Here is a 12,391-nt window from a genome sequence, read left to right as displayed (position 1 = left end):
TCCACCAGCGCCGGGTGCGGAGGGGTCAGGGGTGCTCCCATTCCCGACGCATCATGCACAGGCCCCTGGTCGGGCCCGATCGTTGCGGCCCCAAGGGCCTTCGTCTTCCGAGAGGGGTGCGACACGCGCCCGGTCCCGTCTTCCGTCTCCTCGGACCGGGCCGCGCCCGGATCATGCTGCGAGCGCGCAGCTCCCTTCCGTGTCATCCATCATCATCCCGCCTCTCCGGTGCCGAATTCTTGGGCGCCATCGAGATNCCATCATCATCCCGCCTCTCCGGTGCCGAATTCTTGGGCGCCATCGAGATCAAGATCCGCGGGGCTTCTGCCCCCACAAACCACTCGGTCCGCATGAACAGGTTACTCATCCTGATGCCAAACGTCGCGCACGGATTGCGCCGGAGCCTAATATAGATGTGGACAACCGGGGGGCGGCGTGGGCTCCGGATCGGCTCAGGCCCGCCTGAAGAGGTCCAACTGCCGGTCGTCTGACCGCGCGCGCCCGGTTCATCAGTCTGGCATTCTGATGCACGTTCATTCGATCCCTCCGAACAGTGTTGAAGCTTGGTAACTCCAACCAACTCGGTCAGGATCGAATGGACAACCTGTTGAAAGCTCACACCTAGACGGCTGACGAATTCGGAGGGGGCCGCGCCCCCTCCGCTCTCCGAGATCTGTGCTCTTGCTCAGGCGACGCACTCGGGCGCGTCATCCCCGTCGTCATCGTGGTCCGGACCGGGGTAATCGCCCATCGCCAGCAGCGCGGCCACGCTGCGGAAGAAATGAAGCTGAAGCGCCCGGACGCGCCGCGCCTCAGGGCGCCGGTCCGGGATGAGCAGCAGGTCGACATTCTCGGCCAGCACTGCGTGCAGGTAGGCGCGGTCCCCATCGTCCTCGACCGAGAGCAAGGTATGGAGACCACGGGCCAGCAACCGCAGGGCGCGGTCGGACGGCCGCTGTTCCGGTGCGCTGATCACCGCATCAAGGCAGGAAAAGAGCGCATCCCGCGCGACCTCGGCCGCGTGCAGGTCGTCCGCGAAGGCGGGGGAAAGGACGTCCGGAACGACGTTGCGCTGAAGGCGCCTCTCAGCAGCGACACAGCCGTCCACACCGCGCAGAAGCCCCGCGAAAGCGAAGCTCACGGCGGTGTGAATCCTCGCGGCCGGGATGGCGTGCCCTTCCGACCACGGCGTGGCGCTGCAGGCCTTGGCCGGGGCGGCCGGAGGCGGATCCTGCGGGGTGATCCCATCGATGTAGGCGAAGAGGGCCCGCAGCACGGCCTCAAGCATCGCGTTGCACGGTGCGGCGCCCTCGACATGGAGAGGCACCTGCCAGGCCCAGGGTGCTGCGCAGATCATCATGCGGGTCCGCGCGACGTCTTCCGCGTCATCCGAGCGCACCACCTTGCGCACGAGCATCGCGATCTTCTGGGCGCAGTGCGTCATCAGGTCCATGGCCGGCAGGGCCGCGAGGCTGTCGCACTGCGTCAGCACACGGGCGCGGGCGCCATCGACTGCGGCGCGCGAGGCCGCGAGGGCCGGGTCGGAGCCCGGATTGGCGCCAAGGCCGCGCTTGGCAGCCGCGAGGTCCGCGAGCGCAGTGATCATCGCCTCGGCGAGGGCCAGCGGGGAGGTGAGGGGCTGCGCGGAATTGAAAACGGAAGCCGACGGGGGTACGTTCTTCTGAGCCATGTTGGGTCTCCCATAAAGACTCGGCGTGGTCAGGGCGGGGCAGAGGGTAGGATCTCTGTTCTCGCCCGCTCATCGGGCGCCGCCGTCCACATGTGAGAGGTGGGGAAGGCAGAGTCCAGCGTCAAGGCTTATCGCAAAAAATATTTATGGCATTACGTAAAAAATCAGATTTCAACATTAGTCACTGATATAAAAAGAGATAATAGCGGACAAAATGGTGGATGCTGGGCGCGGATCTTTGTCAGAACTCCCGTTCGGTGCCCAGCTTTTGTTGGGTGGGCTGGGACGGGTGGCCCGGCAGTCGGCTCGCAGGATATAGAGTGTGCCTGGTGTCAGGCTGTTGTTTGTCCGGAACCCATTGTTATATGACGTGAAACGTGCGGTCAGCATGGGTTCACTTCGCTTCGGTGATCCGGGTGATGCCTGACGGAGGAGCGTGCCATGCCCGATGATGATCCCGAGAACGCAGCCCCGGCTCAGGCGGGCGGGGAGCCGCTGAACCTGGGCGATGATGCCGGTGATCCGCTCCTGCAAGAGCTCCATGACCGGATGCCGGATGGCTATGACTTCGACGGTGAGCTGATCCGGCGGGTCAGAACTTCGGGCCGGGCGCGACCGATCTGCGGTGCGGCCCTGGTCCGTACCCAGGCCCGCACGGCGTCCGGGTCAGGCTGGTGTGCGGAAATCCTCTTCCGGTCGAAAGACGGCCAGTGGCATGGCACGGTCGTGCCGATCCGCGACCTTCTCAGCGCCCCGGCCCGCGTCGTCTCGACCCTGGTGGACCGGGGCTATGAGCTGCGGGGGCGGCCGCGGGATGTGTGCGACTTCCTTCTGGCGATGCCGGTGGACCGCATCGGCGAAGCGGTCGAGGTCACGGGCTGGGTCGGTGACCGGTTCGATGCCTTCGTCTGCCCGTCTGGGGAGGTCATTACAGGGACGGGCGTGGCGCGAGAGATCCTCTTCAGCGGCCAGCCGCGCGTGACAGCGGCCTCTGTCGCGTCTGCCGGGCGCGCAGAGGCCGCCGCGTCATGGTGGGCTGGGGTTCGCGCGCGGGGCGCTGCCGAGGCGGTCATGCTGGGGCTTGCGGCGTCCTTTGCGCCGGTGGTCCTGCCGGTTCGGGGGGATCCGTCTTTCCTACTGCATCTGCACGGCAATGAGGCGGCGGGGCGGATCAGCCGGACGGTTGCCGCCGGGGTCTGGGGGCCGCCTGCCCAGGTCAGCCTCAGCTGGGCTGACGCTCCTGACCGGATCCTCGCGGCGATCGCGGCAGCGGGGGACGGGCTGGTCGTGTTGGCGGGCTACGAGCAGCGCTATCACCGCAAAATCTCGGCCGTCGCGGAGGCCATGGCCGCGATGGATGCCAGTGGGCCCCGGCGGGTGGTCATCCTCTCCACCGGCCAGGCTCCGATCCAACCGCAGGAAGCGCGGACGCCCGGGCAGCAGGACCTGCGCGCCGTGATCGACATCGACGCGCGCGCCTGGGATGCGGAGGCTGCCGACGCGATCGCCGCCGCCGCTGCAACTGGGGCCGGCGTGTTCGGTCCGCTGGCGGTCCGGTCCGCGATCGACTGGCGTCTTGGCGAAAAGGGCGTCTTCCTGACAATCCGGGTCGAGGACGTTCTGAAAACCTTGACCGGGGCGGATGTGGGTCCCATCGATACCGAGACCGACCGGATCTCGCGCGTCTTCGGGGCGCTGCATGGCGCGGCTGCCGTTCTCGAGTTGCAGCGGTTGGTCCCGGGTCTCGACCGGTCCACGGCGTTGTTCCGGCGCCTTTTTGCGGACTGGGTGGCCCGGAACCGGGGCGTCATGTCGGCGGCCGACCGTCAGCTTCTCGGGCGTGCCGCGACCGCGATCCGGGAGATCCTGCAAAGCGACGTGCTCACCCCGCTCGAGACGGTCGATCCGGTAGTGCCGTTCAGCGAGGTCGGCTGGCAGGACGCCGAGGCGGTCTACCTCAGTGTCGCCACCATGACGCGTGTTGCGGCCGCAGGGGGATCCAGTATTGACCGGCTGATCGATCTTCTTTTGTCGCGCAAGCTTCTCCAGCATCAGGCCGAGCGTGGAAACCAGTGGCGCCTTCCGTCCAAGGTCGTCGGTCGACCGCGGGCCTACAAGATCCCGCGCGCCGCGATCTTGCGCTATGCTGCCGCCCTCCCTGATCCGGAATAGGGGCCAAGGACCGGCCGCACCGGCTCTGGCGGGCCGGATCGGCGCTGGTCACCCTCGCGGTCGGGTTCGCTCATCAGCGCTGAGGTCGGCGCCCAGCCTCGCCTATGGCGCCCAAGCTGGCCTGACGCAGCCGCGCGTACGCGTGCGCGGGTAGTGCACACTGATCGGTCCAGCCGAGGGAGGCGCAGTGGAACCCTTCCGCAAGCGCGGAGCACGGCGTTGAAATCTGCGCTACATACACTACGTATGATACACTACACTTGAAATAGGTGATCTCATGCCCCGCGCCCCCATTATCACGCCTGACGCCGTCGCGCGTGCAGCCACCGAACTCCTCGCACAAGGCAGGCCAGTGACCAATTCGGCCGTCCTCGATCTGGTCGGCGGCGGCTCCATGTCGACCCTCGTGCCGCTGCTCAGGGCCTGGCGCAAGGATCAGAAGGAGCGCGTGACGCGCGAGGAGGTCGAGGTTCCCGAAACCGTCATGGAGCAGGTGCGCGATCTGGCGACACGGATCTGGCGTGACGCGACCGAAGAGGCGCAGACCGCGACGGATGCGCTGCGCCGCGAGATGCGGGACCTCCGGCTGGAAGCCGACCAGCAGCAGAGCGAACTGGTCGCGCACCTCGGCAAGGTTGAGGCTGAGCGTGACGATGCGATCAGCCAGCGCGATGCGCAGTTGGCCCTGATCAAGGATCTCGAGGGAGAACGGGAACGCATCTCCGCTGATCTGATCACGGTCCGGGCAACTGTTGATGGCCTCCGGGAGAAATGCGCGTTCCTTGAGGCGGCCGCCGCTAAGGCTGAAGAGCGTGCTGACCGGGCGGAGCAGCGCCTCGTGCAAATCCTGCACGACGTCAAAGCCGAGATGAAGCCACCCGCGACCGCCGAGGGTGGCCCGGCCGGATCCGGCCCGGTTCCTCCCAACGGGGCGTCGTGACCTCGGCGTCGTCGGGCCGTTCGCGTTCCTCCTCACGCCGCGATCCCCAACCCCAGGCGCAGGTGTTCCGGCACCGAGACCGGCAGCCGCCAGGTGACCGTGATCGGACCCTCGCCCTCCCAGCCCTCGAACACCGGCCGACCGCAATAGAGGAACGGGGCGGCCTTGCCGTTGCGCAGCTTGCCGTTCCGAACGAAGAGGTAAACGCGCGCCTGATCGTCTGCCCCCGAGAGCATGCGGCCGATCTGGCTGTCGCGGCGGGTCTGGGTCTGGCTTTGCCACTGCATCCGGTCGGGGCCGAGGAAATGGTCCTCGTAATGGCTGCCCGCGGTCAGCCCGCCCTTCTTCAGGGTGGTCAGCAGGATCAGGGTGTTGTCCAGCCGGACGATGCCCGCGTTCCAGTTTCCGGGGCTGAACCGCGCGCCGAAGAGGGGCGGGATGTCTTTGCGCTGGTATCTGCGCCACAGGTCCGGCTGCGGTGAACTCCACCGCAGGAAGCGCGTTGGACAGGGCATATTCCGCGACCGTCTGATCACCTACTGGCAGGGCAGTTGCCCGCTGACGGGCATTTCCGACCACGCCTTGCTGCGGGCCTCCCACATCAAGCCTTGGAAGGATTGCGAAAGCGACGAGGATCGACTGGACGTGCACAACGGCTTGCTTCTGTCGGCGCTCTGGGATGCCGCGTTCGACCGCGGCCTCGTTACGTTCGATGACGGCGGCCACCCGCAGTTTTCAACTCAGCTGAGTGAAACGGCTGCTACCGAATTGAGATGGCAGGCGCCAATTCGCCTGACAGACAAGCACCGTGCCCACTTGGAATGGCACCGCAGCGAAGTGTTCGAAAAAGGATACGGCGGCTAAGTAATAGGCCAACAAAGATTTCTGCTGAACTCAGAAAACATAGGGGCTTGCGCGGGGGCACCCAATTCTGCGCAAGGTCTTGGCCTTCGCCGGATTTCTGGAAGGTCCGGTATGCGTCGAACGGTCATCCCATCGGACTTCGGTTTCCAACGTCACAAGACTCGCAACACCTCCCCATTATCCAGCCGCTTCACGTAATCGACTGCCGTGCCGTTCCAGTGATACGCAAAATGGGCCCCTTGGGTCGGGATCGGGACAACGTCGGGCCAGAAGATGGCGATGCACTGGCCCTCGGGAAAGCGCACGCTGGGCCAGGTAATGCCGTTCGAGCCAGCCGCACGGCGCTCGGCCCCGAAGAGTTGCGAGGGGCGGTAGTCGTCGGGGTCCAGCAAATCGGCGTGGCCCGTGACGTCGTCGAGATCGGTGTCGACCGAACCGATCAGCTCGCGGAACTGCGAGGTCCAGCCCGGCGCCTCCTCCGTGGCGCGCATGAAGCGGGCGTGGTGGTGGATGGTCTCGGCGATCGCCACCTCGGTGCGGTCGCCCGCGTAGTAGAGGCCGAAGCTGCCATCCGAGAACCGCCCCGGACGGAGCGGCGAGCAATGCACGAAGGGCGCCATCAACCAGCTGGCGCCGGGGCCGGTCACGCGCCGGGCGACGGGCACCTTGTACAGATCGCCGATGCTCTCGCGGATGCGCGGGTTGAACTTGGCCTCCGCCGAGGCCAGCGCCTCCCAATCGGCCGGATCGGCGATGTCCTCGAAAAGGTCGATCGGCGGATGAATCGTGCGGATGATGCGGACCGTGCGCGACCAGGTCACGCGCCGGACAGGTACATTCACCAGGCGCCCCGTTCGGCATCGAGATAGGCGCGCAGATCGATCAGATCAGTGATCTCACCCCGGAGCATGACGTCCAGCGCGCTCTGGCCTGCGAAGGCGGCGTTCGCCTTGCGGATCCAGGCATACCCCCGTGCGGGGTCGGTGAACAAATAGCGCAGCGCCTTGTGGATCCCCATCAGGATCGCCATACGCGCGCGCAAGTCGCGGTCGATCCGCCCGATATCACCGGTCTTCCACCGCGCCCAGGTACGTTGTGCCATGTCGCCCAGCAGGGTGCGGGCTTCCGCATCCGTCAGCTCCCAGGCGCGGAACAGGTTGACGGTGGTGCGCGCCAGCGCCGCCGCCTCCTCGTCGGTGATCACGGGAAGATCGGTGCGGGCGAGGACCGGCTGGACCGTGGCGAACTGCATGATTATCTCCTGTGGCATCAATATAGAGAATATGTGCCAAAAGGCAAGATGGGCCGTGCGGTGCCGGTTTGGTCGCCTCCCGCCCATTATCCTGTCTTTGCACGCCAGAGCCCTACGCCCCTTGAATGGCTGTTGAGCCAAGCCGGTTTCCGGTTTTCTTGATGGACCCGATCCAGGGCCGCCCGTTGGGGGCCACTCACGGAACGGGGACAGAATGGCAGAGGCAGCTCGGAAACCGGAAGCGATGGCGCGCGGCGCGCGGATGCTGCGCACGGCGCTCGGCTCCGCCATCGCCGGGTTTCTGGAAGACCCGACGATTGTCGAGGTCATGCTCAATCCCGACGGGCGACTCTGGATCGACCGGCTGTCCGAGGGGCTCTCCGATACCGGCGCGACGCTCTCGCCCGCCGATGGCGAGCGGATCGTGCGGCTCGTTGCACATCATGTCGGGGCCGAGGTGCACGCCGTGCGCCCGCGCGTCTCGGCCGAACTGCCCGAGACCGGGGAACGCTTCGAAGGGCTCCTGCCGCCCGTGGTCACCGCGCCCTGTTTCGCGATCCGCAAGCCTGCCGTCGCGGTCTTCACGCTCGCCGACTACGTCGCGTCCGGGATCATGACCGAGACCCAGGCGGCGCTTTTGCGCGACGGCGTCGCCGCGCGCGCCAATATCCTCGTGGCGGGTGGCACCTCGACCGGCAAGACGACGCTGACCAATGCGCTCCTGGCCGAGGTGGCCGGATCGTCCGACCGCGTCGTGATCATCGAGGACACGCGAGAGCTGCAATGCACAGCACCCAACCTCGTTGCCCTGCGCACCAAGGACGGCGTCGCCTCGCTCTCCGAACTCGTCCGCTCCTCGCTGCGTCTGCGCCCCGATCGCATTCCCATCGGCGAGGTGCGGGGGGCGGAGGCGCTGGACCTACTGAAGGCCTGGGGCACCGGCCATCCGGGCGGCATCGGCACCATCCATGCGGGCTCGGCCCTGGGGGCCCTGCGCCGGATGGAACAGCTCATCCAGGAGGCCGTGGTGACGGTGCCGCGCGCCCTCATCGCCGAAACCATCGATCTCATCGCCGTCCTCTCCGGCCGCGGGGCCAGCCGCCACCTCGCCGAGCTCGCCCGCGTCGACGGGCTGGGACCGGACGGTGACTACCGCATCACCCCGGCGGCGCAGCCGACCGGGATGGACACTGACACAGGAGACCCTTCATGACCCGATCCCTTCACCGGCTGCGCGCACAGACTGCCCATGCCGTCACCTATGCCACTGTCACCCTGATGCTGGCCGGACCCGCCCGGGCGGCGGGGTCCTCCATGCCCTGGGAGGCGCCGCTGCAATCGATCCTCGAGTCCATTGAGGGGCCGGTCGCCAAGATCATCGCGGTGATCATCATCATCGTCACCGGCCTGACGCTGGCCTTCGGCGACACCTCCGGTGGCTTCCGCCGCCTGATCCAGATCGTCTTCGGCATCTCCATCGCCTTCGCGGCGAGCTCCTTCTTCCTGAGCTTCTTCAGCTTCGGCGGCGGGGCGCTGATCTGATGGTGACGACCGGTTCACCCACAGTGAACGCGGCTTTCCAGTGGAAAGCCGCGAGGGAGGAACGCCATGAGCGGTAGCGAATGGCCAGCCTTCGAGCAGTTGGTGGACGTGCCGGGCTTCACTGTCCCGGTCCATCGGGCGCTGACTGAGCCGATCCTGCTGGCCGGCGCGCCGCGGGCCTTCGCGATCCTGAACGGGACGCTGGCCGGGGCCATCGGGCTCGGGCTGCAGCTCTGGGTTGCGGGAATCGTCATAGGTCTTTTCGGCCACCTGGTCGCGGTCTGGGCCGCGCGGCGGGATCCGCTCTTCGTCGAGGTCGGGCGTCGGCATCTGCGCCTTCCCGGTCATTTCGAGGTCTGAGGCAGAACCATGATGAACCTCGCGGAATATCGCCGGAAAGGAACGCGGCTGGCGGATTACCTGCCCTGGGCGGCGCTGGTGGCGCCCGGCGTGGTGCTGAACAAGGATGGCAGCCTGCAGCGCTCCGCGCGGTTCCGCGGCCCCGATCTCGACAGCGCGGTCGCGGCGGAACTCGTGGCCGTGGCGGGGCGCATCAACAACGCCTTCCGCCGTCTCGGGTCCGGCTGGGCGATCTTCGTCGAGGCGCAGCGGGTGGCGGCGGCCGAGTATCCCGACAGCCGCTTTCCCGATCCGGCCTCGGCGCTTCTCGATGCCGAGCGCCGCGCGGGGTTTGCAGAGCAGGGGGCGCATTTCCAGTCCGAATATTTCCTGACCTTCCTCTACCTGCCGCCGCCGGAGGAGGCCGCGCGGGCCGAGACCTGGCTTTACGAAGGCCGCGACAAGACCGGCATCGATGCGGGCGAGGTGCTCCGTGGCTTCATCGACCGCACCGACCGGGTGCTGGCGCTGTTCGACGGCATCATGCCCGAATGCCGCTGGATGGGTGACAGCGAAACGCTGACCTATCTGCATTCCACGATCTCGACGCAGCCCCACCGCGTCCGGGTGCCGGAAACCCCGGCCTATCTCGACGCGCTCCTCGCCGATCAGCCGCTGACCGGCGGGCTCGAACCCCGGTTGGGGGATACCCATCTCCGCGTCCTGACCCTCTCGGGGTTCCCGACCGCCACCACGCCGGGGATCCTCGACGAGCTCAACCGGCTGGCCTTTCCCTATCGCTGGGCGACCCGCGCGATCCTGATGGACAAGATGGAGGCCGCGCGGATGGTCGGGCGCATTCGCCGCCAATGGTTCGCGAAGCGCAAATCCATCGCCGCGATCCTGAAGGAGGTGATGACCAACGAGCAATCGGCGCTGGTCGACACCGACGCCGCCAACAAGGCCGCCGACGCCGACATGGCCCTGCAGGAGCTCGGTGCCGATCTCGCGGGCGAGGCCTATGTCACGGCGACCCTCATCGTCTGGGACGAAGACCCGCGCCGCGCCGACGAGAAACTGCGCCTCGTCGAGAAGGTCCTGCAGGGCCGGGACTTCACCGCCATGGTCGAGACAGTCAATGCCGTCGACGCCTGGCTCGGCTCGCTGCCGGGGCAGGCTTACGCCAATGTCCGCCAGCCACCGATCTCCACCCTGAACCTTGCCCATATGATCCCGCTCTCCGCCGTCTGGGCCGGAGAGGAGCGGGATGCGCATTTCGACGGCCCGCCGCTGCTTTACGGCAAGACCGAGGGTGCGACGCCCTTCCGTCTCTCGCTCCACGTGGGCGATGTCGGCCATACGCTGGTTGTCGGGCCGACCGGGGCCGGCAAATCCGTGCTGCTCGCGCTCATGGCACTGCAGTTCCGCCGCTACGCGCAAGCCCAGGTCTTCGCCTTCGATTTCGGGGGCTCGATCCGCGCCGCCACCCTCGCCATGGGCGGGGACTGGCATGATCTGGGCGGCGAATTGACCGAAGGCGCGGAAACAACGGTCTTCCTGCAGCCGCTCGCGTGCATCGACGATCCCGCCGAGCGTTCTTGGGCCGCGGGCTGGATCAGTGCGATTCTCGCCTGCGAGGGCATCGCGATCACGCCAGAGGTGAAGGAGCATCTCTGGTCCGCCCTGACCTCGCTGGCCTCAGCCCCGGTCGGCGAACGCACGATCACCGGTCTTGCGGTCCTGCTGCAATCCACCGATCTGAAACAGGCCCTGCGGCCCTATTGCCTGGGCGGGGCGCATGGGCGCCTGCTCGATGCCGAGACCGAGGAGCTCGGCGCGGCCTCGGTCCAGGCCTTCGAGATCGAGGGGCTGGTCGGCACCGCCGCGGCCCCCGCGGTGCTCTCCTATCTCTTCCACCGAATCGGCGACCGGCTCGACGGGCGGCCGACGCTGCTGATCATCGACGAGGGCTGGCTGGCGCTCGATGACGAGGGCTTCGCGGGCCAGCTCCGCGAATGGCTGAAGACGCTGCGCAAGAAGAACGCCTCGGTGATCTTCGCGACCCAGTCGCTCTCGGATATCGACGCCTCTGTCATCGCGCCCGCGATCATCGAAAGCTGTCCGACCCGGCTGCTTCTCCCCAACGAACGGGCCATCGAGCCGCAGATCACCGCGATCTACCGCCGCTTCGGCCTCAATGACCGGCAGATCGAGATTCTCGCCCGCGCCACGCCGAAACGGGACTACTACTGCCAGTCGCGGCGCGGCAACCGTCTCTTCGAACTTGGCCTTTCGGAAGTGGGCCTCGCGCTCTGCGCGGCCTCATCGAAGTCCGACCAGACCCTGATCTCGGACATCCACGCCGAACACGGTCGAGACGGCTTCCTCGCGGCCTGGCTCGAGGCCCGCGGGGTCGGCTGGGCTGCCGAGCTGATCCCGGAACTCACCAATCTCCCATCGGTGTCCGAAGCTACCGATGCACCGATCCCCCAAGCCCCCGAACCCGCAGAGGAGACCATCCCATGACCCACGCCGCCCATCGCCTGTCCCGTCTCGCCAGCGCCTCCGCCTTGGCCCTGGCGCTCGCAGCCCCCATCGGCCTTTCACCGATCTTCGTCACACCCGCCCAGGCCTTCTTCTTCGGTGGGGGTGGGCGCATCGTCTACGACCCGCGCAATCACGCCGAGAACATCCTCTCGGCCGCCCGGGCGCTGGAGCAGATCAACAACCAGATCACCCAGCTGCAGAACGAAGCGCAGATGCTGATGAACCAGGCCCGCAACCTCGCGAGCCTGCCGTACTCCTCGCTGCAGGCGCTGCAGCAAAACGTGGACCGCACCCGGCAACTCCTGTCCCAAGCGCAGAACATCGCCTTCGATGTCGCGCAGATCGACCAGGTCTTCCAGCAGGACTACGCCAATATCCCCATGGCCGCGCCCGAGGCGCAGCTTCTGGCCGATGCCCGGTCCCGCTGGGAAAACACCGTTGGCGGGCTGCAGGACGCGCTGCGCGTGCAGGCGGGCGTTGTCGGCAATCTAGACGGCCAGCGCGCCGAGCTCTCCACCCTCGTCGGCGAAAGCCAATCCGCCGTGGGCGCCCTGCAGGCGACCCAGGCGGGCAACCAGCTTCTGGCGCTGCAATCCCAGCAGATCGCCGACCTGATCGCGGTCGTGGCCGCCAATGGCCGTTCCACGGCCTTGGTCGAGGCCGAACGGTCCGCCGCCGCCGAACAGGGCCGGGTCCAGCGCGAGCGCTTCCTCACGCCGGGCGCGGGCTACCAGCCCGGCAATGCCCGGATGTTCAACAATTGAGGGGCAGGCCCATGGAGGGATCGGTCCTCGCGCGCATCGCTGCCATCGTCATCGTCGCCATCGCGATCACTGCAGCATTGGTGGAGATGGGCCGGGACGAGGCGGGGCAGGCGGTGCGTCCGGCTCCCCTGATGCCGGAGACCGATCCCTTGCGCGCCGAACAGCGGCGCTGCCAGGAACTGGGCGAGGCCGCGGCTTCCGATCCGGACTGCCTCGCCGTTTGGGCCGAGACTCGCGACCGCTTCCTCGGGCGGGACCGCGACCGGACCGGGGGCGAGTGA

14 protein-coding genes are annotated in these 12,391 nt (G+C 67.3%); 9 read left to right on the top strand and 5 right to left on the bottom strand.

The features are described from left to right. Positions 1–206 (bottom strand): hypothetical protein (locus EP237_RS23355; RefSeq protein ID WP_206052334.1); only part of this gene is annotated, 206 nt, incomplete at its 3' end. Between the two features lie 479 nt (positions 207–685). After that, positions 686–1,690, bottom strand: coding sequence for a hypothetical protein (locus EP237_RS20520; RefSeq protein WP_127562694.1), 1,005 nt, complete (start codon positions 1,688–1,690; stop codon positions 686–688). 441 nt (positions 1,691–2,131) lie between these two features. Between EP237_RS20520 and EP237_RS20515 the strand changes: the two genes are divergently transcribed. Beyond that, positions 2,132–3,862 carry a DUF927 domain-containing protein gene (locus tag EP237_RS20515; RefSeq protein WP_127562693.1) on the top strand — a complete coding sequence of 577 codons (1,731 nt, stop codon included), beginning with the start codon at positions 2,132–2,134 and terminating at the stop codon, positions 3,860–3,862. Between the two features lie 277 nt (positions 3,863–4,139). Further along, a complete protein-coding gene (locus EP237_RS20510; RefSeq protein WP_127562692.1) occupies positions 4,140–4,802 on the top strand; it encodes a DNA-binding protein in 663 nt (220 codons plus the stop codon). Between the two features lie 32 nt (positions 4,803–4,834). Here EP237_RS20510 and EP237_RS20505 read toward each other — a convergent pair whose 3' ends face one another. Continuing rightward, a complete protein-coding gene (locus tag EP237_RS20505; RefSeq protein WP_127562691.1) occupies positions 4,835–5,317 on the bottom strand; it encodes a DUF3427 domain-containing protein in 483 nt (160 codons plus the stop codon). Between EP237_RS20505 and EP237_RS23300 the strand changes: the two genes are divergently transcribed. Then, positions 5,241–5,666 carry an HNH endonuclease gene (locus EP237_RS23300; RefSeq protein WP_276317015.1) on the top strand — a complete coding sequence of 142 codons (426 nt, stop codon included), beginning with the start codon at positions 5,241–5,243 and terminating at the stop codon, positions 5,664–5,666. The two genes, EP237_RS20505 and EP237_RS23300, sit on opposite strands and share 77 nt — an antisense overlap. A 152-nt stretch (positions 5,667–5,818) precedes the next feature. On the opposite strand, the gene EP237_RS20495 is transcribed toward EP237_RS23300, so the two are convergent. After that, positions 5,819–6,508, bottom strand: coding sequence for an RES family NAD+ phosphorylase (locus tag EP237_RS20495; RefSeq protein WP_206052333.1), 690 nt, complete (start codon positions 6,506–6,508; stop codon positions 5,819–5,821). Next, positions 6,505–6,918 (bottom strand): MbcA/ParS/Xre antitoxin family protein, encoded by a 414-nt coding sequence (locus tag EP237_RS20490; protein ID WP_127562688.1) that lies wholly within the window; start codon positions 6,916–6,918, stop codon positions 6,505–6,507. The genes EP237_RS20495 and EP237_RS20490 overlap by 4 nt, the downstream gene beginning before the upstream one ends. Before the next feature lie 262 nt (positions 6,919–7,180). On the opposite strand from EP237_RS20490, the gene trbB reads away from it, so the two are divergent. The 6 genes from trbB to trbK-alt all read left to right on the top strand — a co-directional run bounded on the left by trbB (position 7,181) and on the right by trbK-alt (position 12,391). After that, the gene (gene trbB / locus EP237_RS20485) at positions 7,181–8,131 is read left to right on the top strand and encodes a P-type conjugative transfer ATPase TrbB (RefSeq protein WP_476703638.1); all 951 of its coding nucleotides are present in this window, start codon (positions 7,181–7,183) and stop codon (positions 8,129–8,131) included. After that, a complete protein-coding gene (locus EP237_RS20480) occupies positions 8,128–8,460 on the top strand; it encodes a TrbC/VirB2 family type IV secretion system protein (protein ID WP_127562686.1) in 333 nt (110 codons plus the stop codon). Before trbB ends, EP237_RS20480 begins: the two co-directional genes overlap by 4 nt. Positions 8,461–8,526: 66 nt before the next feature. Continuing rightward, complete coding sequence (locus EP237_RS20475; RefSeq protein WP_127562685.1) at positions 8,527–8,820, top strand: VirB3 family type IV secretion system protein; 294 nt, start codon at positions 8,527–8,529, stop codon at positions 8,818–8,820. A gap of 9 nt (positions 8,821–8,829) precedes the next feature. After that, positions 8,830–11,325, top strand: a complete 2,496-nt coding sequence (trbE, locus tag EP237_RS20470) for a conjugal transfer protein TrbE (protein ID WP_127562684.1) — start codon at positions 8,830–8,832, stop codon at positions 11,323–11,325. Then, the gene (trbJ, locus tag EP237_RS20465; RefSeq protein ID WP_127562683.1) at positions 11,322–12,110 is read left to right on the top strand and encodes a P-type conjugative transfer protein TrbJ; all 789 of its coding nucleotides are present in this window, start codon (positions 11,322–11,324) and stop codon (positions 12,108–12,110) included. The genes trbE and trbJ overlap by 4 nt, the downstream gene beginning before the upstream one ends. 11 nt (positions 12,111–12,121) lie before the next feature. Continuing rightward, positions 12,122–12,391, top strand: coding sequence for a putative entry exclusion protein TrbK-alt (gene trbK-alt / locus EP237_RS20460; protein ID WP_127562697.1), 270 nt, complete (start codon positions 12,122–12,124; stop codon positions 12,389–12,391).

It is taken from the genome of Nioella ostreopsis, from assembly GCF_004000255.1.
Lineage (GTDB): Bacteria > Pseudomonadota > Alphaproteobacteria > Rhodobacterales > Rhodobacteraceae > Nioella > Nioella ostreopsis.
This window is presented reverse-complemented; position numbering and strand designations above follow the sequence as displayed.

Bases quoted from the DNA above. Each gene is read 5' to 3' on its own strand.
- EP237_RS20520 (WP_127562694.1), bottom strand. From the start codon at position 1,690: ATGGCTCAGAAGAACGTACCCCCGTCGGCTTCCGTTTTCAATTCCGCG.
- EP237_RS20515 (WP_127562693.1), top strand. From the start codon at position 2,132: ATGCCCGATGATGATCCCGAGAACGCAGCCCCGGCTCAGGCGGGCGGG.
- EP237_RS20510 (WP_127562692.1), top strand. From the start codon at position 4,140: ATGCCCCGCGCCCCCATTATCACGCCTGACGCCGTCGCGCGTGCAGCC.
- EP237_RS23300 (WP_276317015.1), top strand. From the start codon at position 5,241: ATGTCTTTGCGCTGGTATCTGCGCCACAGGTCCGGCTGCGGTGAACTC.
- EP237_RS20505 (WP_127562691.1), bottom strand. From the start codon at position 5,317: ATGCCCTGTCCAACGCGCTTCCTGCGGTGGAGTTCACCGCAGCCGGAC.
- EP237_RS20490 (WP_127562688.1), bottom strand. From the start codon at position 6,918: ATGCAGTTCGCCACGGTCCAGCCGGTCCTCGCCCGCACCGATCTTCCC.
- trbB (WP_476703638.1), top strand. From the start codon at position 7,181: ATGCTGCGCACGGCGCTCGGCTCCGCCATCGCCGGGTTTCTGGAAGAC.
- EP237_RS20480 (WP_127562686.1), top strand. From the start codon at position 8,128: ATGACCCGATCCCTTCACCGGCTGCGCGCACAGACTGCCCATGCCGTC.
- EP237_RS20475 (WP_127562685.1), top strand. From the start codon at position 8,527: ATGAGCGGTAGCGAATGGCCAGCCTTCGAGCAGTTGGTGGACGTGCCG.
- trbE (WP_127562684.1), top strand. From the start codon at position 8,830: ATGATGAACCTCGCGGAATATCGCCGGAAAGGAACGCGGCTGGCGGAT.
- trbJ (WP_127562683.1), top strand. From the start codon at position 11,322: ATGACCCACGCCGCCCATCGCCTGTCCCGTCTCGCCAGCGCCTCCGCC.
- trbK-alt (WP_127562697.1), top strand. From the start codon at position 12,122: ATGGAGGGATCGGTCCTCGCGCGCATCGCTGCCATCGTCATCGTCGCC.